Here is a 19774-nt window from a genome sequence, read left to right on the forward strand (position 1 = left end):
ATGAATGGCTATTTTGCAGATGAGCACACCTTATTTAAAGGAGTAAAAGTCGTTCCTCCAAACAGTGAACTAGTTATAGATAGTGAAGGTTTAGAAATACACGATATAGATAATTCATTAAATGAAATATCTACCGTTAAGCCCAACAGTGAATATAATAATAAGTTAAAACAAGATTATATAGAAGCTTTTAAAGCAGTGCCGAAGAAAAGTAAAATAAATATTGGAGTTACAGGTGGAAAAGACAGTCGTTTAGCATTATTAGGACTGTTGGAAGCGGGTTATAATGCAGATACAAATACGAGGGGATTTCTTGATAATCCTGATGTCCAAATGGGTGAATTAATAGCAAATAAACTAGGTTTGAAACATAGAATTACAGAACCAAAAATTACGGATGCTAAAGGAATGACTGTAAATTTAGAGAGAAAAGCTCTAAATGCCATGATTGCTACCTCAGGACAAGTTTATGGTTATGAAAATATCAATCATCAGTCAATTTATAAAGGAAATGTAGGAGTTACAGGAGTTGCAGCTCTATCGCTAAAAGGTGGCTACAGTAATCTAAACAATGTCAATCCTGCAAATCCTAAAGTTGAAATGGTCAAGCGATTTTTGCCGTTGGATAACTTATTATTGGAAGGCTCTTCTAAAGAATATCAAATTTTTTTAGAAAATTTAGTAACAAGTGATTTTCAAAATGCACAGTATAAACACGCTTTATTTTATAGAAATGGCCGATGGACCAGTGGTACCAGATTAGCTAAGTCTTATTCGAGTGATATTTACTCTCCGTATTATGATAATCATTTTTCTAAATCTATTATTAAAGTGAAGAAGAGTTATTTAGATAATGGATTCATCCAATATACTTTAACCAAGAAACTTAACGAAGAAATCTCAAAATTGCCACTTGTTGAGAGTAGGTGGGGATTCGAGAAAGACCAGCCCACAAAGCCCGAGAATTACTATAGCTGGCTTAACAGAGAGCCGTTATATTCCTTAACTAAAATGGCAAGTTACAATTGGCGAAACTTGACACTTGAAGGAAATAATATGTTCGTAATAGTTTTAAAGAAATATTGTTGTCTGACCCATCTCATAAAATATATCAAGTTATAGACTATAATGAACTTAAAAAGACTTTCGAAAATAATCTGACCAATAAGCACTTGAAATTTATGTGGGCAGCTCTTTCGTTATTTTCTTATATTAATTACATAAAAACAAACCTATTACGGCTGATGATATTAATATAAAAATTCCGGAAACTATTATAAACAAAATGAATGTAGTTCCAAAAATACACGACTTGATGCCTGAAGTGAATTCAATTAATAATGGATTAACTTTAGTGTCCTATGATAATGAATATACTGTTTCTGTGGATAATGAATCCAATAAAAACTTATATTTAACAACATTCAGCAAAAATATAAGCAAAGGTGCTAAAAATGAAATAGCCGATATTAAAAATAGGAAAAAATTGAGTTTTAATATATTCATTGAAAGTAAGAAATCTATTAGTTTTCGATACTGTGTGATTTTCTTTAAGGGATACAAAATTAGAGACTAAATGGTTTAAAAAGTCTATAAACAAAAATAATTTTAATCTTACAGGAACAGTTTCTATAGCAGCAGGTGCTAATAATTACAAAATAGCATTTAAGGTTCCTAATAATTTAGATGAAATATTTAAAATTAAATATTTTTTCGCTAAAACTGAATAATATAATTAAAACTCAAAATCACTACATATTATGAAGGATAATAAATAAAAACAAACTAAGACCCTTGGCCAGACAAGTAGAAATTTATAATAATGACTCATCAATTGATAAAATTGGTTTTAAACTGATAAATGTTGTTGTTGGAATTAATTAGGGTTATAAACATCAATATAATTAAAATACCTAGAAAATTCTATTTTCATTTTATAAATTTTATTAAAATATTTAATGAATTTAGAAGTTCATAATGTAGATAAAATATTAATGATAAATAAGTGGATTTTGCAGAAAAGACGTCTACAAATAGGTGTTAATTAATATAATTCCCTCCTAAGAAATACACTTTTTATTAAAAAAGCATAGCAATTTTAATAGAAAGTTTTATACCAGGAGAATCTGACTCACCTGAAGACATTGATGTGATTGTCATACTGGCGGTGGTGATCAGGGCCGTGTGCAGAAGGGTGCTGATTTATATGATTCAGGATATGCCGATAAGGTTCTTATGACACCGGCAGGGGACAGATACAATGCAAAGGAACTTACAACCATCGCTCGCCACTATGGTGTCGAAGAAGAAGAAGATGTAATAGTAGACACTGACTCCACCAGTACATATTCCAATGCACAGAGAACGATTGAAATTATGGATGACAATAATTTTGAAACTGCATTAATTGTTACGAGTGATTACCATCTTAAACGAGCTAAGCTGATATTCGAACGTTTGAATGATAAGGAAAAGACCTTTAACTATATCGCATCAGCGAACCTCGACGGAAATTCAGGTCTGGACAGAGAAGATGCATTTTCTCTTTGGCTGGGCGAATTCATAAATACATGGGGCTACCGCTTCGGTTTATATAAAATTTTCGGTTAGCCGTTAGTAGACTCGAGAGACTATGCTATTATTTAACTGTTACTTATTTTAAACAGAAAAGGGGAACAGCTATGAAAATCAAAATGTCTTTTATGAGTGTACTACTGGGAGTTATGTTTTTATCAGCATGCGCGGAAGCGGATCAGGGGATAATCTGATTGATACCGGTTCGTTAACTGAAGGCAGCTGGATGGGCTACGACGGTGAGGCTGTAGAGAACGAAGAAATGAGAACAACAGAAAAAATCGATTACGATCCAGCTACAACATACGAAATCAACCGTTCAAGCTATGTATCGTACTTTAATGGAGAAGACTTCATTGAAACGATTCAGTACAATGGAGAGCCCCCAATGACGCTGGATACTGTAGAAGAAGCTGACAGCATTGTCATCAGCTTTAACCAGTACAATGAAGATACTATTAATTTAAAAACAGCTGAATAAATCCCGAACCGTGAGATTTCATTAATCTCGCGGTTTTTTACATTAACTTTACTGTCCTGAAATTTTATCTAAACACTCACTTGTTAAACTCCAGGTATCAATACAAAAGAGGTGACTACTGTTATGTCTTATGAAAATAAAACACTCATTGTCTACCTTGACGGTGATTACCGCCGCTTTAAAGCAGTTGCAGAAATATATCAGACATTTGATTATGACCGGGCGCATATACTCATCACATCATTTAATGACCACAACGAACTCCGCGGTACAAAAGATCTTTTAAACTCCAATTATGATTATATAGACGAGCGTCATATCCTCACAGAATACTTCTCAACGACCACCTACAACAATGCGTTAGAAATACAGCAGATACTCTCCAGACTGAATTACGGGAATGTTATCATCATTACGAGCCAGTACCATAAGTTCCGTACAAAGCTGATCTTCAATAATGTATTTAAGGGAAGCACAAAGCTAAAATTTTTAGGTGTGAATCATCATACAACGTTAATGGAATATTCTTCAGAAGTTATAAAACTTGGATTATATCTTATGAAGAACTATAAGTTCTTTACTAAAGACAACTTACTGTATACGAAGAGCAAATACCGTAGAGTATCTAGGTTAAGATATCAGTAAGAAAATCGTTATAGAACGGCTAATTCCATTCTCCTATGTGTTAAACTATTACTAATGACTAATAGATTAGAATAGGGGATTCCATGAAAAGCTATAAAGAAACTAAAGAAGAATTATTAAAAGCAACAGACTATAGAAACTTCACATACCGTATGACACGTATTCCTGAAATGATTGAGACGCAGTCAAAAAAACTCGATGATATCTTAGCTCAATTTAAAAAAGAGGGTTTCAACCACTTATCAGTCGTTGAACTATGCCGTTCTTTTATAAGAATTGATTTAATCAGATTATCTCTGATGCAGTGTACACGGTGTAATGGCTGCAGACAAAAAAGTTCAGTATCCAACAGAGCTGGAAGTGCTGGAGAGATTCACTCTGGAAAAAATAACACAGGATTTCTATCCTTTAGATCTTCCAAAAGATCTTGAAGATAAGAACCAGGAAATCCGTGAACAGCTTGTTAAACTAACGAAAGAACTCGAACCCATCCTTAGACTTGTAGAGCAGAACACAGGCGATATGAACGAGACACTTAAAGTAGTGGCAACTCAGGTTCAAAAGAACAATAACCATGTATTAAGCAAAATCTATGATGATGTATTCTATACAACGGTATTAGACTACAATATTGATAATGCTTTTGAAACTGCTTGGAAAGATAATTTAATCCAATCACCATTAGTATCATTTTATTCAATGTTCACATTGTCATTCTATGACGATATGTTTAAAGATCAGCTGGTGTAAGACGAAAGCCGAAGCAACCGCTTCGGCTTTTATTTATTCTCTTCAACCTCTTTGCCAAGTATCAGAATTTCATACAACTCATAGAGTTTCTGATTCAGTTTATCAGCATCAAAAAACTGACTGGCTATTTTATAAGAAAACTCACCCAGCGGTTTAATCCTTTCTCTGGAATCCAGCAGATAATCCAGATCCGCTTCCACACAGCCTATTTCATAGCCGGCAAATTTCTCTCCTATGCCCCCGAAATTGTTATACATTCCAAACTGCCAGTTATCCTGTTTAATCAAACCGATATAATTTTTGCTGCCGACCGCAATAACCGGTTTGCCGGATGCCATGCCTTCTAAGGCAGAACGGCCAGGGGCAATAATAATATCACAATCAATATAAGCTTTTTTCAGCGCCTGATCCACCAGCCATCCTTTAGAAATGATGGAGTGGGGTGTGTCTGTGAACAGCTCTTCACACAGTCTTATAAATTCTTCCTTTTTTGTGCCGTCGCCGATAAGATGAACATTAATCTTCATCCCTGTTTTGTTTTTATATGATTTACTGCAAGCAGCATTATATCCAGGATAAACTGCTTATCTTCATCGAGACGGGTAATGAATCCGATATTCAGTTCATCTTTGTTTTCATCATAGTACACAGGCTCGTTAAACACCTTGCTGTCATAGCCGTTAGGTATAACATAGTAACGGTCGTGCAGCCGCTTTAACCGGCTCTGCAGGTTTAGTTTGATGCTTTCGGATACAGTGACTATTGCACTCAGCTTGCCTGCATGTTTATTTAAATCATCGTGCCACATGCCATGATAAGTCTCTATGAGCGGAATATCATGCTCACGGGCGTATTTTACAGCAGGATACTTCGACAGCCCCGGATGGAAGTGTATTAAATCGAATTTTATATTTAAGTCTTTAAGCTGTGCGACAGAGGAATTTACCGCCGGAACGCCTGCACCAAATTCAGTTTCCACTGTCTGTATTTCTTGTGCCTTCAGACGTTCTGCCAGCGGCCCGGATTTCAGCATGACGTAAACTTTACAGCCTTTACTTTTCATATACAGCGCACTGGAATATACATTCTCGTGCAGTCCGCCCATCGGCGCATGGAAATGAACGATATATAAGATATTCATCGTAACCCTCCAGCTATTTCAATTCTTTTAACTATTTTATCATTATACAGGGAACGATTACATGAATGAGTATTTAATATACAAATGGGTATTTATCTATTATCAAATATTTTACTGAAAGTGAGTGATTTACCATGGTTGCATGTCAAAATTGCGGTGAAGAAGTACTGGAAGGCACAAGGGTATGTCCGACATGCGGAGAGTTTATCCGCGACGACGAGAATTTTACAGATAATAACGGACTGATTCAGGAAAGAGCACCGGAAGAGGAGTTCTTAAACGGTCCCGGTAAGGATAATAAGATGGAAGATATGCCGGAAGAGAATTATCCTGAAGATGAGTTAAATAAACAGCAGAAAAAAGAACGCAGTGATTTCGGCCGTACTGATGATAAATAGTAATGATGCTTCCCGATCTTGTATCGGGAAGTATTTTTTTATCATATGACTAATATTGAATGAAACAGGGTATTTAATCAGAAACAAATTGAGTACATACGAAAGAGAGTTGTAAAATATGATTAAATGTCAAAACTGCGGAGAAACAATCGAAGAAAATATCGATATTTGTCCGTCTTGCGGATCTTATCTATATGATGATACAGCTGTTACTGATCCAGACGTCAGAGTGGAGCGTGAGGTGCCGGACGAGGATATTCTGAGTGAACCGGGAAACTTTGATGAAGCAATCGATAATCTGCCCGATGATACGTATAACGATGATGAGCTGGAGAAAAGAGAACTTGAAGTGGAACGGAGAAAGTTCGGCAAGTCAGGTGAATAGAGACGTAATAAATTTCTAGCCTCGCTGGTTCTCCCGGTGAGGCTAAGATTTTCTAAGGGTGGTCATTTGAAAACAATACTCAGTTATATATAATGAGAACATCGTACAAATATGAGAGGAGGAGCAATACTAATGAAGGAAAGTTTAAACCTGCTTATCTTTAATAGTGCATCTGCACCGGAAATTAACTGGGTTATGGTTATTACCGGAGTGCTGCTCTTAGGATTCGTCTGTTTTTTAAATTGAGAAAATAATTAAAACTGAAAATTAAACAATGGGGGAAATTATGTACTGGTATTTAGTATATTTTATTATTATTTGCAGCGATGATCGGCATCGCATGGTATTACTTCTATAAAATTAAAACTTATGAAGATTACATGATATCTTCCTGGAGTACAGGTTTCTGGAAAATAACGGGGACAATCGTCAGTACCAATGCAGGGGCAGCCGTATTTATCGGCTGGGTAGGTCTCGGTTTCACCGTCGGCTTGTCCGGTTATGTGAAATTTGCACTAGTCGCTTACATATTCAGCTTAATTTTAGTGATTGTCTTCGCTAAACCGTTAAGAAGACAGAAACTATTCACACTCGCTGATTTATTCACCGTCCGTTTTGGTGGACGTGCAGGTATAATGCCGTCTATTTTATCAGCATTTATATATTCAGTACCGACATTGGCATTGCAGCTGATCGGTATGTCGACCGTATTTAATATTACGCTCGGCTGGAATCAGATGACCGGTTTACTTGTCGGTACAGTGTTAATTCTCGCTTTCTCTATTTTAGGCGGTTTGCCAGCTACGATATTGACGGATGCGATTCAGTCCATTTTAATTCTGCTGGGGCTGATTGTACTCGCAATAGTCACAGTCATGCACGTTGGAGGTATTACAGATTTATTTGCAAATACAAGCTGGGAGTTCCTGAGTCCGATAAGTCCTGAAGGAATGTCTGAAACACTGCTTTATGCACTGTCAGTCGGTCCGTTCTATTTGGTATGGCAGTCAACATGGCAGAGAATCTTTGCAGCTAAAGATGAAAAGACAGCACTGCGTGCGGGGATTACAGGTCATGTTATTGTAATGATCATTTCATTCCTGCCGTTTTTAATTGGAGTATCTGCAAGACAGTTTGTTGACTTGTCGATGAATCAGGATCTGATATTTGCCTTCGTTACAAACGAGCTGCTGCCGACACCAATTGCAGGAATTATCTTCGTTGCACTGCTCGCAGCACTGATGACCGGTGCAACGTCATTTAACCTGCAGGGGGCAAGTAACTTAACGCGTGATATGTATCAAGTAATGATTAATCCAAAAGCATCTAATAAAAAACTTCTCTTTGTTTCGAGAATTGCGGTTGTGTTTATTACACTGCTCGGACTGGGTGCTGCGTTCTTTATTACTAATATTAATGATGCATACCGCTGGGCGCTGATGGTCAACGGAGTTTTACTCGTATTCCCATTCCTTGCAATTATGTTCTGGTCGAGAGTAACGAAAAAGGGTGTGCTCGCCAGTATGATTGGTTCACTGATTGTCGCATTTATCTATCCATATCTTGGACTGCCGTATGATCAGGCACTTGTCGGTTATACACTGTCGTTCGTACTTGTTGTAGGTGTCAGCTTAATTACTAGGCACGATAAGAGTGAAATACCGAAAGCCGCAATTAGTCACAGATTAAGTGATTATAAAAAAGGGGACATTTAAATGGAACTTGAAAAAATAATCAATGCAAATGTGCTCGATGTTAATAATGGCACTGTCGAATTATCTACAGTTTTTATAAAAAACGGCAGCATTGCAAAAGTAATTAAACAGGGTGAGACAATGACTGACAGTGATGCTTTAGATTTAAACGGTCAGTACCTGTCACCGGGTTTTATCGATACACACAGTCATTTAGTTATGTACAGCAATTTCCGCAGACAGCTGAATTGCTCTCCGGAGAGTATTTCGAGTATAGAAGAGTTGGTTGGAAAATTTACAGAGCAAAAGGATGAACTCATTAGAGATGGCTGGCTGAGAGGCTACGGCTATAATGAATTTGAGTTAAATGAACAGCGTCATCCAAACCGTTTTGATTTGGATAAAGTGTCAGAAATTCCAATATATGTTCAGCACAGTTCTGCACATATGGGGGCAGTGAATACGAAAGCACTGGAACTGATGGGGGTTAATCTCGATGACCCGGATCCTAAAGGCGGCCGATTTGAACGGGATAAAGATGGCCAGGTTAACGGTGTGCTGTTTGAGTTTCCGGCACTTGATAAAGCAAAAGCAGTACTGCCTAAAATTGAAGCGGATGATTTAGCTGAAGATATAGCCGGCGGTGTGTATGATTACCAGAGCCGCGGGATTACGAGCGCCACTGAAATGTGCATCGGGCTCTTAAACGGCATGGATGATTATCATGCTGTTCTTAAATATTTGGAGCAGCCGCAAAATTTCAGAACAAGATACGCCATTGATTACAAACTGCTGCTCGAAGAAAGTATTTTTGAAAATGAAACAGGTGTGACTTTAAAAGATAAATTTGAAACGCTGAGTAAAGGATTTGCGACACTCGGCGGTGCTAAATTCTTTAATGACGGTTCTATACAGCTGCATACGGCGAGTATCAGAGGAGAGTATTACGACGGTACACCGTCTGATGATACCCAGTTTACCGATAAGGAACTGAAGGAATTATTTACCCATTTTCAAAAACTTGAATATCCGCTCATTACACATGCCAATGGAGATAAGGCAGGAGAAGCAGTGATTAATGCGTATATCAGCACAGCGGAACATAAGAAAACAGATATTCAGCACAGAGTAGAACACCTGCAAATTGTAAATAAGGAAGATATAAAACTTATGGTTGATAACGACATCGGCGGCTCGTTCTTTATGAATCATATATTATTTTGGTGATGTGCATAAGAGTAAATTTTTAGGGCCAGACCGGGTTAAAAGAATTGAGCCTGTTAAATGGGCAGATGAACTTGGTATGATAAATACAATACACTCAGACTGCCCCGTAACGGATATTTCACCGCTAGGAACGATTCGCATTGCCTGTGAACGTAAAACACGTAACGGCGATGTACTTGGTGAAGATATGAAATTAAGCCGGGCGGCGGCTTATCGTAAAATGACTATTGATGCAGCTGTTTTAAATGGCACAAGTCATATCGAAGGCTCAGTTGAAATCGGCAAGTACGCCGATTTTGCTGTATTGAGCGAAAATCCTTTTGATGAAAAAACAGAACTGTCGGATAAACTCGTTCAGATGACAGTGGTTAACGGTGAAGTGGTATTTAAAAAATAAAAAGTCTTAAAATCTGAAAGTATATGCTTAGGTAAAATAAATATTGACTTATAAGATTTTATAATCACTGATAAAATCTATGACAGACATAAAAAAGGCAGTACGGATTTTTCCGTACTGCCTTCTCAATTTTGCTGATTATTTTAGAAAATCTTCTGTTGATGTGATTTCTGCGTACATGCCATTTAATGCACCAATGAATGAGTAGTGCACCTGTTCAGCTGGAACGTCATGACCGTCATATGATAAATCAAGTGTTGCACATGCGTCTTCAACGACCGTCGTTTCAAATCCTAAATCAACCGCAGCTCTTGCTGTTGCATCGATACACATATGCGTCATCATACCGAGCACGATTACTTTAGTCACACCGTTTTCTTTAAGTTTCTCTTCCAGATCTGTCTGCAGGAAACTGTTGGGGAAATTCTTAATAATGACTGTTTCATCATCTTGTGGTTTAACCGATGCGTGAATTTCAGCACCATTTGTATCTGGCAGGAAGAATCCCATCGCAGGGTCTGCAGCGATGTGCTGAACATGGAAAATATTTTCTTATTTTCTCTAAACCATGCCAATACTTTAGCTGCGTTTGCTGCTGCCTGATCCGGATTAACCAGTTCCATATTACCGTCTTTAAAATAATCGTTCTGTATATCTACTATAATTAAAGCTGTGCTCATAATTACACCCCGTCTATAAAATTTTGTTATATTATAAGTATAGTAATTTTAATGATATCCGTCGATATGCTGGTGAACTGCTTTTCACCAAAAGCATTTCATGGCGAAAGGAGTCACAAATGCAGCTGGATAATATCGATTTTCAAATACTTCGTATATTGAATAAAAACTCGCGGATTCAATGGAAAGATCTCGGCGAGGAAATTCATATGACAGGACAGGCTGTCGGAAACCGTATTAAAAAATTGGAAGACGCTGGTGTCATTCAGGCATATTCCGTTATTGCAGATGAAATGAAACTGGGTTATGCATACACTGCTTTTGTTATTATTTATATGAAAACGGCCAATCACCATTCTTTTATAGATTTCATCAATGGGCAGCAGGAAATTATTGAAGCTCACCGGGTGTCCGGTGAAGGCTGCTATCATTTAAAAATTAAAGTGGAATCCCAGGAGCGTATTAATGTCCTGCTGGATGAAATACTCGTCTATGGCAACTACAAACTTTATTTATCCATAAATGAAGTAAAACACCGCAGTCTGCTCGGCAGTGAAACAATATAAGAAACCGGCTGACCCCGTATAATCGAAGGGCAGCCGGTTTTTATCTTATTGATTTAATTCATCGTACACTTCTTTAATATTTCAGAGGAAGGTTTGTAACATTTCTGTTAAGATGAAACGGATATTTTTAACTAATTTATGATTCGCGCTATAATAATAATGACTACAGGGAATGGAGAGAGTTTAATGATAGATATTCATAATCACTTATTGATAAATGTCGACGATGGTCCAAAATCATCAGAAGAAACTTTTAATTTGCTTAATCAGGTAATAGCACAGGGAATAACTGATATTATTGTGACACCTCATCATCACAGCGGTACTTATGTAACACCGGCAAGTGTCGTAAAACAGAAGTTATTGGAAGTAGAAAGTATTATTGCAGATAATAATCTTCAGATAAACGTCCACGCCGGCCAGGAAATCCGTATTAATGATGTGTTAATCGATGAGCTTAGAAGCGGGGAGTCACTGACGCTCGCCGGCAGTAATTATATTCTTGTTGAATTTTCATTTACTGAACTCCGTGAAGATGTTGATGAAGTATTCACTGATCTTCGCGAACTCGGTCTGACGCCGATTATCGCGCACCCTGAACGCTGCCGTCCGCTCGTTGAAAACGAACAGATTTTAGCGCGTCTTATTAAAAACGGGGCGCTGGCTCAAGTCACGGCAGCGTCGGTGTGCGGTGAGTTTGGCAGTGACCTGCAGGAAAATTCACTCGATCTGATAGAAAAAGGGCTGATTCATATCGTCGCAAGCGATGCACACCATGCAGAATACCGTCCATTTATGTCCAAGGAAGCCTTTGAGATTATCGGCAATGAGCTTGGGCAGTCCTATGTAGAAAAAATGAAACAGACGGCAGCTGCCGTCCTGGGTAAGCAACAGTAATTATTTCCGTTTCTTGTTACTCTGTTTGACTTTGAAATAATCTCCGCCTTTTTTCGCCGTATCATCCGTACCCCAAGCTCTTAAATTTTTAGTATCGACGAGATGGGGGATGTGTTTTGAACAGTGAATGTAAGCTTCGTGCACCGTCACTACAACCCAGCGCTCAGCACGGTCATCAGTCACATCTGGTGCGATATTATGAATGTGTTCATTTTCTACAATTTCAGCAGCACCGTTAATATGAAGGCCGATCTGGTCGTCAAAGAAATCAATTAACAAAAGACCGATATGCGGATTCTCTAGGATGTTGCCTAACGAGGCCATGACGCCGTTGCCGCGGTATTCCGGGTACATCAGACGTTTATCATCAATGACATGAATAAAACCTTGTTCACCCGCTTTAAACGAAGAATCACAGTTGCCATTCTTATCGCTCGTTGCGATAAATAAAAATGTCTGCTCGCTAATATACCGCTGCATTTCATCATTTAAATAATCAATCATCTGATTACTGTAAAAGGCATCTGCACGTCGCTCTGTACCATGTTTTTCTTGTAAATCCCGTTCACCCTGTGACATGATATCACTCCTTAACTATATTTATTTTAACATTATTAAGTTCTTATAAAAGGGGTATAGTTTACAAAGAGGTGAAGGAAATGAAACAAATTATTACGATTCATTATATCGGCGGGTCGACTATGGAAGTCAATAAGACAGAAGCGGTAAATGAATTACTGGAGTTAATTGGCGGCAGATTTGAAACCAACCAGTTTGTGAAACTTCCGAATCGAAGCGGCGGAGAAGTTTATATTAACTTAAGTCTAATCACATCTATAGAAGTGCGGAGTATATAATTAAGAAGCGTATCTGTAAAGTCACAGATGCGCTTTTTCGCGCCTTTTTTTGGTGGGGTATGCAGAGTGGCTGGCGTTTTCGTAGTTATGAGCGGACTTCATGTATACGTATTGCATTTTTCATAGTCATGAGGGGTTCTCATGTATACGCAACAACAAAAATAAGCCAAACCATTTTCAATAAAATTCCGAGAACGGTTTGGCTCTTTCAATGATTTAAATTTCGTTATTATCGTAAAAATCCATCATTGCGTTCAGTCCGGCTGCAGGGTCGATTTTTTCAACGCCCTGAGCCTGAAGGAAGACACCGAAGGCCGTAATAAAGTTTAAAAGATTCTGCTTCTCTGCAACGTAGCCCATCGTACCGATACGCCAAATCTGGCCGGCAACTGAACCGAATGTACCGGCAATTTCAATGCCGAATCGTGAGAGCAGTTCAGCGCGGAATTCCGCGTCGCTAATACCTTCAGGTATTTTAACGCAGACAACCATCTGCATTTCATGATTTTCATCACCGAACAATTCAAGACCGAGCGCTGTCACTGCCTGTTTCATTGCTTCGTGGTGATAGCTGTGACGGCGTGCGCGCTGTTCAACACCTTCACGAATCGCGAGCTTAAGTCCTTCATACAGACCGTATACATTAACAGTCGCTTCTGTATGATGATTCAGGCGGCGTTCACCCCAGTAATCCTGAAGCTGGGTAAGGTCGAGGTAGTTACTCGTAATAAAAGCTGATGTTGCTTCGTCTGATGCAGTACGTATACCTTTTTCAACACGTTTCCGCTTATTGATTTCTTCACTGAAACGTTCATTAAATGTAATCGGTGTAATTCCTGACGGTACCGACAGGCATTTCTGTGCGCCCCCGATAACTGCATCAAGTGCCCAGTCATCTACAGGAATATACTGTCCCATGTATGTAGCGACTGCATCGACGACTGTGAATACACCTCGTTTTTTTGCAGCGTGTCCGATTTTATCGATTGGCTGTAGACGGCCTGATGATGTTTCCCCGTGAATAATTGCGAGGACCTTAGGCTGTACTTCGTCGATTTTTTTAATAATATCTTCCTGTGGTATTACTTCACCCATCGGAGCTTCGATTGTATGCACTATACCGCCCGCACGTTCAACAAGCTCGGTAATAAGGTAGCCAAAACGTCCGATAATTGGAATCAGTACTTTATCACCTGGTTCAACAATACTTGCGATAACAGCTTCAATACCTGCACGGCTTGTACCGTCTATTGGAAATGACCATTTGTTTTTCGTTTAAATGATGCACGGATTAATTCCATCGTGTCATTCATAATATCGGTGAATTCCGGATCAAACTGTCCGAGAATTGAGTTGCTCATCGCCTGGGAAACTCTTGGATCAACTGCAACAGGTCCGGGGGTCATGATTAGTCTTCTGTTTATTTGTAAACTTGCCATTATGCGTATCATCCTTCACAGATTATTTTTTTTGTACTGTTAATAATATAATTATTAGCACAATTATACAAATTATTTTAATGGGATGATTTTCTCTCCACTATTTTGTGATGTTTTGCACAAAATCAATAATTACTTTATCTACTATGGATAAAGTAATTGATAATTGGATATTGTAAAATAATAGGTGAGAATAATAAAAAATTAAATTTGAAGGAGACAAAACAATGGATAACAAGAAAATTTCCAATAGTTATTGGATAAAAATTGTCATCGTCTTTACGCTCGGATGGGTTGCAATATATGCCACACGGACAATTTTAAACCCGATTATGACAAATATTCAGTCAGAGTTCGCAATTAATGCAGCCCAATTAGGACTGATTAGCAGTTTATTCTTCCTCGGCTATACTGCTACACAAATTCCTTCAGGATTTTTAGGGGATAAATTCGGACGCAAGAAAATGATTATCCCGGCATTTATCGGTTTTGGTATACTGGCAATTATTTCAGGACAGATGGTTACATTCTATATGTTCCTGATGATGTGGTTCCTGACTGGTATGTTCCAGGGGGTATTCTACGGACCGCAGTATGGATTATCTTCTGAAGCAATCCCGCAGAAGCGTCTCACACTCGGAAGTGCAATTATTAACAGTGGTATGGCAATTGGTATGTCGGCTGGTTACTGGATTTCCAGTATTACTGTTCAGGAAATGGACATGTCTTGGCGCACGCCGTTCTGGATTATGGGTGTTATTGTAATCGTCATCGGTATTGTGATGTGGATTATGGTTAAAGAACATCCGCCGGGTTATAAAGCACCGGATAGTGCCGATGGTGCTCCTGAACAACTCAAAGTATCAGAACTGTTTAAAAACAGAAACCTTATTTTAGCTTTCGTTACAATTTTCTGTTCAATTTACGGTTTCTTCGTAATTCTGACATGGCTGCCGTATTACCTTGAAACATCACGCGGTATCAGCGGATCAAGCGTTGCATTCGTGTCATCATTGGTGCCTTGGGCATCAATCCCGGGTATGCTTTTCTTCGGCTGGCTGTCAGATAAATTAGGAAAACAGCGTCCGGTACTGTGTTTATGGTTCCAATGGCATTTATTTCGACTATTTCAATCGTCCTGTTCGAACAGATGTGGGTACTTTACGTATCGCTGATTATTTACGGCATCGTTGGTAAACTAAGTACAAACCCGGTTCTGATTGCGGTAGTAGCAAATAACGCACCCCGTGTTGGACTGGCAACATCATTCGGTATTTATAACTTCATCGGAATGTCGGCATCAATTTTAGCGCCTTACATTACAGGATTTATTACAGATGCAACAGGAAACTTAGACATGGGCTTTTATTTCGCAGGTGCACTGCTTGTAGTCGGTATCATCGCAGTATTCTTCATCGATGAGTCTGGTTATAACAAAGTAGAAAATGTTGAAAAAACAAATTAATAGATAGTATATGAAACTCCCCAAAGCTATTTTCAGCTTTGGGGAGTTTTCTGTATGTAATGGAACGGAGAGGGATTTTCATTGAAAAACGTATATATTGTGTACAATATTCTTATTATAAGCGCTTACATCTGTTGTATGAAGTTAAACTTATGACTATCTATTAAATTTATATAGATTTATCTGAATATTTATGATAAATTCAAAACATGTTTATTTTAAGGAGGAGTTTTTGTGAGCGATTCCAAGGATAGAGGGATTGTCCAAAAAAGTTATGATAACTTATGGAGTGAATCAAAAAGAATAAGTAATTATTAAAGTTTTTCAGTTCTAAAGATTTGAGAGATGCGGCATCCGGTGCACCGTCACCCGATGAGCATAGAAAGGCGTATAAACCAGCACAGCTGATCGGTTTAATTTTAGGGCCATTATTATTTGTTTTGGCACTGTTATTTATTAAATCCGACACTCTGGACAGCTCGGGGATTTTCGTCGTAGCTGCAGCCTTATGGATTGCAACCTGGTGGGTAACAGAGGCTATTCCGATTCCAGCAACATCACTGTTACCGTTAATTTTATTCCCAATGGGCGGGTAAGAGTAATGTCTAACTCGGATACAGCGAGTTTTTACGGTAATGATATTTATTCTTATTCCTCGGCGGTTTCTTGCTTGCTGTAGCAATGGAAAAATGGAACTTACATACGCGTATTGCCTTGTCCATTATAAAGGCGATAGGAACTACTACGGCAACAATATTACTTGGATTCATGATTTCAACAGCATTGCTTTCGATGTTTGTATCAAATACAGCTGCGGTAATGATTATGATTCCAATAGGACTTGCAATCATTAAAGAAGCTCATTCACTGTCGACACCAGAGCTCGGGCGTGATGTTAAATTATTTGAGAAAGCACTCGTTCTCGGTATTGGATACGCAGGTACTATTGGTGGGTTGGGTACGTTAATCGGTACACCTCCATTAATTATTCTTGCGGGTCAAATGAAAGAACTTTTTGATTATGATATGAACTTTGCACAATGGATGCTGGTCGGTGTTCCAGTTGTTATTGTAATGCTCGCTATTGCCTGGGCTTACATGAACTTCTTCAGCTTTAAACACGGTATGAAAGAATTGCCGGGCGGACGTAAAATTATTACGGACGAATTAGATAAACTCGGTAAAATGACGAGGGAAGAAAAATGGGTGCTTGCAGTATTCATACTCGCAGCTGCCTTGTGGATTATGCGTGGATTCTTCTTCGATCGCTTTGCATTTACAGAAATGCTGGGTGACGGTTCGATTGCGATGTTTGCAGCAGTATTGCTGTTCATCATTCCTTCGAGAAAACAAAATGGTCGCGTACTCGATTGGGCTGTCGCAAAAGATCTTCCATGGGGCGTGCTGCTCTTATTCGGTGGAGGACTTGCGTTAGCTGGAGCAATCGTAGCAACAGGGGTAGATAAATGGATTGGTGAAGTACTTGCAGGTGTAGGCGGTATTCCATTAATTCTTATGATTGCTATCGTTGCAATTTTAATTCTGTTCTTAACAGAATTTACATCTAATACAGCTACGGCGACAATGATCTTACCAGTATTGGCTGGACTTGCGATTGCGCTTGACGTGCACCCGCTGGCTCTAATGATTCCTGCTGCAATGGCTGCAAACTGTGCATTCATGCTGCCGGTAGGGACACCGCCAAACGCGATTGTATTCGGTACGAATAAAGTGTCTATTGGGGAAATGGTTAAAACAGGGTTTGGATTAAATATAATTGCTTCAATAATTGTTATTTTAGTCGTATATTTCTGGGTGCCAGTTGTATTCGGTATCGACCTGCTTACATTCCCATTCTAATTTAGATAGTAAAACAGCGCCCCTTTCGAAAATCTCGGGAGGGGCGCTGTTTTTGTTAATATTCATTATATTAATGTGCCGGAGTTTCTTTTTCGCTTCTCAGATAAATAACAAAGAAGAAGAATACTGCAGCTGCTAATAATAGTACTGAACCGATATAGAATGCTAGTACTTGTGAACCTGTTACGTCGCCGATGTACCCTGTAAGCCAAGGTGCAACTACGGATGACGCCATACCGAAGAAGTTAAACAGGCCAAGTGCTTTAGCTGTTTTCTGTTCCGGCACTGAATCTGAGACGTAGGTTATTACTGGGTCAATTGCAAGTTTGCCCATTAAACCGTATATGATTAACGCAAGATAAAGTATCCATGGTGACGGTGAGTATACTGTAAGACCAATCATTACTGCTGAAACGAGCAGGAGTAACAGAATATATTTCAAACGATCCTGCTGTCTTCTATCGATTAAGCGCGCGAAAATTAACGCGCCGGGGATGCCTGCAACAGCAACAAGTGCTGATACATAGCCAACATCTGATTGTGAGAAACCTTTTTCTGCAACGAGGAATGACGGTAACCATGTCACAATCATGTAGTACCCGTAACATACTGCAAAGTACGTAAAGTAAACTGTAATATGTTTAGGTGAGAATAATGACACTTCGCTTTGTGAATCTGTGACTACATCCGCTGAAGTTGCATCAGCATTTTCGATGTTCTCAACTGGAGCAGCTTTTTTATCACTCTTAATGTTTTTGTAGAATACAAATGTTACACCCAGGATGATAAGAGCTGTCCCGTAAAGCATCCAGTTCCATTCAACATTTAAACCGCCGACAAGAACTGATGAACCGACAAGACCGATAATCATACCAACTGCGGAACCACTGTTAATAATCGCATTGGCAAAAGTCTTTTTATCTTTAGGAACGTGTTTTGCTGATAAGCTGTACGCTGAACCGTAGTAACTGCCTGTAGCGATACCTGAAATTAATGACCCAAGATATACTTGAGGCAGTGAACTTGCTGTACCGAGTACAACAGCACCGATAGCAAATCCGATAAACGCCGGAATTAAAACATTTTTCTGTCCAAACTTATCGACTAATATACCTGCCGGAATTTGCATACCTGTGTAAGCAAAGAAATACAGAAGCGATTAAACCAATTTCCGCGTTAGATACATCGCCGAGCGAGCTTTGTATTTGAGGGTAAATCGGCGTAAGAATCGTTCTGTAAATCCAAATCGCAACCCAACCAAGTACTAAAGCAACAATTATTTTTTTATAGTACTGTGAACCGTTTTGTTCTATCTGATTCATTAAAGTACGCCTCCTATAATTTTTAACTCACTATATTATAGAAGGAAAAACATCACTGTTCATTGTTCAATGTGAACAATGAACGGTATTATAATTATCGATGGCTGACAATTAATTATCCTGTATATACTGTGAGATAAACAGCGCCAGGCGTATATTTAACGAGTGCGCTGGGTCCATAACATTGACCTTGAGCAGTTCTTCGCATTTATTAATCCGGTACTTTACAGTGTTTCTATGGACAAAAATTTCGTTTGAAGTTTTTGTAATATCACACTGATTATCCATATATATATGGAGTGTTTTTTTAATTCTTTGTCTTTAGTGTTCTGTGGAAAAGCGAGGTCACCCAGCGTGCTGAGCACGAACGGACGGACTTTATCCGCTGGTAAGAGCTGCAGTAGTTCTTCAAAGTTGCGCGGACGGTACACTTCCAGAAACTCGGTCGCTCCCTCATCCTGACAAATGTCGAATGTTTCCAAAGCTTCTACGAATGAAGAGTGTATTTGCGTAAAGTCGGATACTTCATTGCCTATACCGAAAGACAGCGACTCCTTAAAGAATTTCTTATATTCCTGCTGAAGGTGACGGCAGTAGGCCTGATAATATTCATGCTTATCCTGCAGCAGAATTGCAAATTTATTGGAATCTCCAAAACCGAAAATACTGATATTCGGATCAAGTGTGACAAGCACACTTTTCAGCCATTCAAATGTCAGCTGATAGCGTTCATTTACATACTCGGAATTCTCGATATCACCCGCGGGATCGATACCGCAGATGATGACTTTATAGTATGCAGAATCTTTTAAATGATAACGTTCAAAAAAATCGGGATTGCTTTCAAGACTTATAGGCGAGCCTTCTGTTGTATTGATGAGAGAACTGAAAAGCAGATTGACGTCTTCCTGTTCAGTTGCACGTATTCTTGAATCCTTATATATTGCGAACGACAATGAGTTAATTGCCTGTTCTATCGCCAGATGACTGAAAGGG

24 protein-coding genes and 2 pseudogenes are annotated in these 19774 nt (G+C 38.7%); 16 read left to right on the top strand and 10 right to left on the bottom strand.

Features of this window, described 5'->3' with window-relative positions; all coding sequences use genetic code 11:
• The 5 genes from G4D76_RS00005 (at position 1) to G4D76_RS00025 (ending at position 4450) form a co-directional block, all read left to right on the top strand.
• On the top strand, positions 1-1122 hold the full coding sequence (locus tag G4D76_RS00005; protein WP_213810189.1) for a hypothetical protein: 1122 nt from the start codon (positions 1-3) through the stop codon (positions 1120-1122).
• A 1062-nt stretch (positions 1123-2184) separates the two neighbouring features.
• Positions 2185-2610: a YdcF family protein gene (locus G4D76_RS00010; protein ID WP_213810190.1), complete on the top strand. Its 426-nt coding sequence runs from the start codon at positions 2185-2187 to the stop codon at positions 2608-2610.
• A gap of 127 nt (positions 2611-2737) precedes the next feature.
• Positions 2738-3055: a hypothetical protein gene (locus G4D76_RS00015; protein ID WP_213810191.1), complete on the top strand. Its 318-nt coding sequence runs from the start codon at positions 2738-2740 to the stop codon at positions 3053-3055.
• Between the two features lie 123 nt (positions 3056-3178).
• Positions 3179-3700: a YdcF family protein gene (locus tag G4D76_RS00020; RefSeq protein WP_213810192.1), complete on the top strand. Its 522-nt coding sequence runs from the start codon at positions 3179-3181 to the stop codon at positions 3698-3700.
• Between the two features lie 318 nt (positions 3701-4018).
• The gene (locus tag G4D76_RS00025; RefSeq protein ID WP_213810193.1) at positions 4019-4450 is read left to right on the top strand and encodes a hypothetical protein; all 432 of its coding nucleotides are present in this window, start codon (positions 4019-4021) and stop codon (positions 4448-4450) included.
• 29 nt (positions 4451-4479) lie between these two features.
• Here the strand turns inward: G4D76_RS00025 and G4D76_RS00030 are convergent, their stop codons facing one another.
• Positions 4480-4977 (bottom strand): glycosyltransferase, encoded by a 498-nt coding sequence (locus tag G4D76_RS00030; RefSeq protein ID WP_213810194.1) that lies wholly within the window; start codon positions 4975-4977, stop codon positions 4480-4482.
• Positions 4974-5591 carry a glycosyltransferase gene (locus G4D76_RS00035; protein ID WP_213810195.1) on the bottom strand — a complete coding sequence of 206 codons (618 nt, stop codon included), beginning with the start codon at positions 5589-5591 and terminating at the stop codon, positions 4974-4976. Before G4D76_RS00035 ends, G4D76_RS00030 begins: the two co-directional genes overlap by 4 nt.
• A gap of 134 nt (positions 5592-5725) precedes the next feature.
• Between G4D76_RS00035 and G4D76_RS00040 the strand changes: the two genes are divergently transcribed.
• The 5 genes from G4D76_RS00040 to G4D76_RS15670 all read left to right on the top strand — a co-directional run bounded on the left by G4D76_RS00040 (position 5726) and on the right by G4D76_RS15670 (position 9692).
• Entirely contained in the window at positions 5726-5989 is a 264-nt protein-coding gene (locus tag G4D76_RS00040; RefSeq protein ID WP_213810196.1) for a zinc-ribbon domain-containing protein, read from the top strand.
• 118 nt (positions 5990-6107) lie between these two features.
• Positions 6108-6374, top strand: a complete 267-nt coding sequence (locus G4D76_RS00045) for a zinc-ribbon domain-containing protein (RefSeq protein ID WP_213810197.1) — start codon at positions 6108-6110, stop codon at positions 6372-6374.
• A 326-nt stretch (positions 6375-6700) separates the two neighbouring features.
• Positions 6701-8089 (top strand): sodium:solute symporter family protein, encoded by a 1389-nt coding sequence (locus tag G4D76_RS00050; protein ID WP_250130038.1) that lies wholly within the window; start codon positions 6701-6703, stop codon positions 8087-8089.
• Positions 8090-9295, top strand: coding sequence for an amidohydrolase (locus G4D76_RS00055; RefSeq protein ID WP_213810198.1), 1206 nt, complete (start codon positions 8090-8092; stop codon positions 9293-9295).
• 1 nt (position 9296) lies between these two features.
• Complete coding sequence (locus G4D76_RS15670; RefSeq protein ID WP_213810199.1) at positions 9297-9692, top strand: amidohydrolase family protein; 396 nt, start codon at positions 9297-9299, stop codon at positions 9690-9692.
• Between the two features lie 138 nt (positions 9693-9830).
• Here the strand turns inward: G4D76_RS15670 and G4D76_RS00065 are convergent.
• Positions 9831-10372: pseudogene (locus G4D76_RS00065) on the bottom strand (cysteine hydrolase family protein).
• A gap of 119 nt (positions 10373-10491) precedes the next feature.
• Between G4D76_RS00065 and G4D76_RS00070 the strand changes: the two are divergent.
• Positions 10492-10938, top strand: coding sequence for an Lrp/AsnC family transcriptional regulator (locus tag G4D76_RS00070; protein ID WP_213810200.1), 447 nt, complete (start codon positions 10492-10494; stop codon positions 10936-10938).
• A 186-nt stretch (positions 10939-11124) separates the two neighbouring features.
• Positions 11125-11835: a tyrosine-protein phosphatase gene (locus G4D76_RS00075; protein ID WP_213810201.1), complete on the top strand. Its 711-nt coding sequence runs from the start codon at positions 11125-11127 to the stop codon at positions 11833-11835.
• Here the strand turns inward: G4D76_RS00075 and G4D76_RS00080 are convergent, their stop codons facing one another.
• Positions 11836-12414, bottom strand: coding sequence for a pyridoxamine 5'-phosphate oxidase family protein (locus G4D76_RS00080; protein WP_213810202.1), 579 nt, complete (start codon positions 12412-12414; stop codon positions 11836-11838). It abuts the gene before it with no gap.
• Positions 12415-12494: 80 nt separating this feature from the next.
• On the opposite strand from G4D76_RS00080, the gene G4D76_RS00085 reads away from it, so the two are divergent.
• Positions 12495-12692 carry a hypothetical protein gene (locus G4D76_RS00085; RefSeq protein WP_213810203.1) on the top strand — a complete coding sequence of 66 codons (198 nt, stop codon included), beginning with the start codon at positions 12495-12497 and terminating at the stop codon, positions 12690-12692.
• Positions 12693-12908: 216 nt separating this feature from the next.
• Here G4D76_RS00085 and G4D76_RS00090 read toward each other — a convergent pair whose 3' ends face one another.
• Entirely contained in the window at positions 12909-13943 is a 1035-nt protein-coding gene (locus tag G4D76_RS00090; RefSeq protein WP_371814706.1) for a pyridoxal-phosphate-dependent aminotransferase family protein, read from the bottom strand.
• On the bottom strand, positions 13940-14131 hold the full coding sequence (locus tag G4D76_RS13955) for a hypothetical protein (protein WP_250130039.1): 192 nt from the start codon (positions 14129-14131) through the stop codon (positions 13940-13942). Before G4D76_RS13955 ends, G4D76_RS00090 begins: the two co-directional genes overlap by 4 nt.
• A 227-nt stretch (positions 14132-14358) precedes the next feature.
• On the opposite strand from G4D76_RS13955, the gene G4D76_RS00095 reads away from it, so the two are divergent.
• The 3 genes and pseudogenes from G4D76_RS00095 to G4D76_RS00100 all read left to right on the top strand — a co-directional run bounded on the left by G4D76_RS00095 (position 14359) and on the right by G4D76_RS00100 (position 17456).
• On the top strand, positions 14359-15306 hold the full coding sequence (locus G4D76_RS00095; RefSeq protein WP_371814523.1) for an MFS transporter: 948 nt from the start codon (positions 14359-14361) through the stop codon (positions 15304-15306).
• Positions 15240-15596 carry an MFS transporter gene (locus G4D76_RS16405; RefSeq protein ID WP_371814524.1) on the top strand — a complete coding sequence of 119 codons (357 nt, stop codon included), beginning with the start codon at positions 15240-15242 and terminating at the stop codon, positions 15594-15596. The genes G4D76_RS00095 and G4D76_RS16405 overlap by 67 nt, the downstream gene beginning before the upstream one ends.
• Positions 15597-15934: 338 nt before the next feature.
• Positions 15935-17456, top strand: a pseudogene (locus tag G4D76_RS00100) (DASS family sodium-coupled anion symporter).
• Between the two features lie 70 nt (positions 17457-17526).
• On the opposite strand, the gene G4D76_RS00105 reads toward G4D76_RS00100, so the two are convergent.
• The 4 genes from G4D76_RS00105 to G4D76_RS13970 all read right to left on the bottom strand — a co-directional run bounded on the left by G4D76_RS00105 (position 17527) and on the right by G4D76_RS13970 (position 19734).
• Positions 17527-18585: an MFS transporter gene (locus G4D76_RS00105; protein ID WP_250130040.1), complete on the bottom strand. Its 1059-nt coding sequence runs from the start codon at positions 18583-18585 to the stop codon at positions 17527-17529.
• A complete protein-coding gene (locus G4D76_RS13960) occupies positions 18554-18778 on the bottom strand; it encodes a hypothetical protein (protein WP_250130041.1) in 225 nt (74 codons plus the stop codon). Before G4D76_RS13960 ends, G4D76_RS00105 begins: the two co-directional genes overlap by 32 nt.
• A gap of 111 nt (positions 18779-18889) precedes the next feature.
• The gene (locus G4D76_RS13965; protein ID WP_250130042.1) at positions 18890-19066 is read right to left on the bottom strand and encodes a helix-turn-helix domain-containing protein; all 177 of its coding nucleotides are present in this window, start codon (positions 19064-19066) and stop codon (positions 18890-18892) included.
• Complete coding sequence (locus tag G4D76_RS13970) at positions 19003-19734, bottom strand: hypothetical protein (protein ID WP_250130043.1); 732 nt, start codon at positions 19732-19734, stop codon at positions 19003-19005. Before G4D76_RS13970 ends, G4D76_RS13965 begins: the two co-directional genes overlap by 64 nt.
• Positions 19735-19774 lie beyond the last annotated feature (40 nt).

It is taken from the genome of Jeotgalicoccus sp. WY2, from assembly GCF_018437745.1.
In the GTDB taxonomy this organism is placed as follows: Bacteria; Bacillota; Bacilli; order Staphylococcales; family Salinicoccaceae; genus Jeotgalicoccus; species Jeotgalicoccus psychrophilus.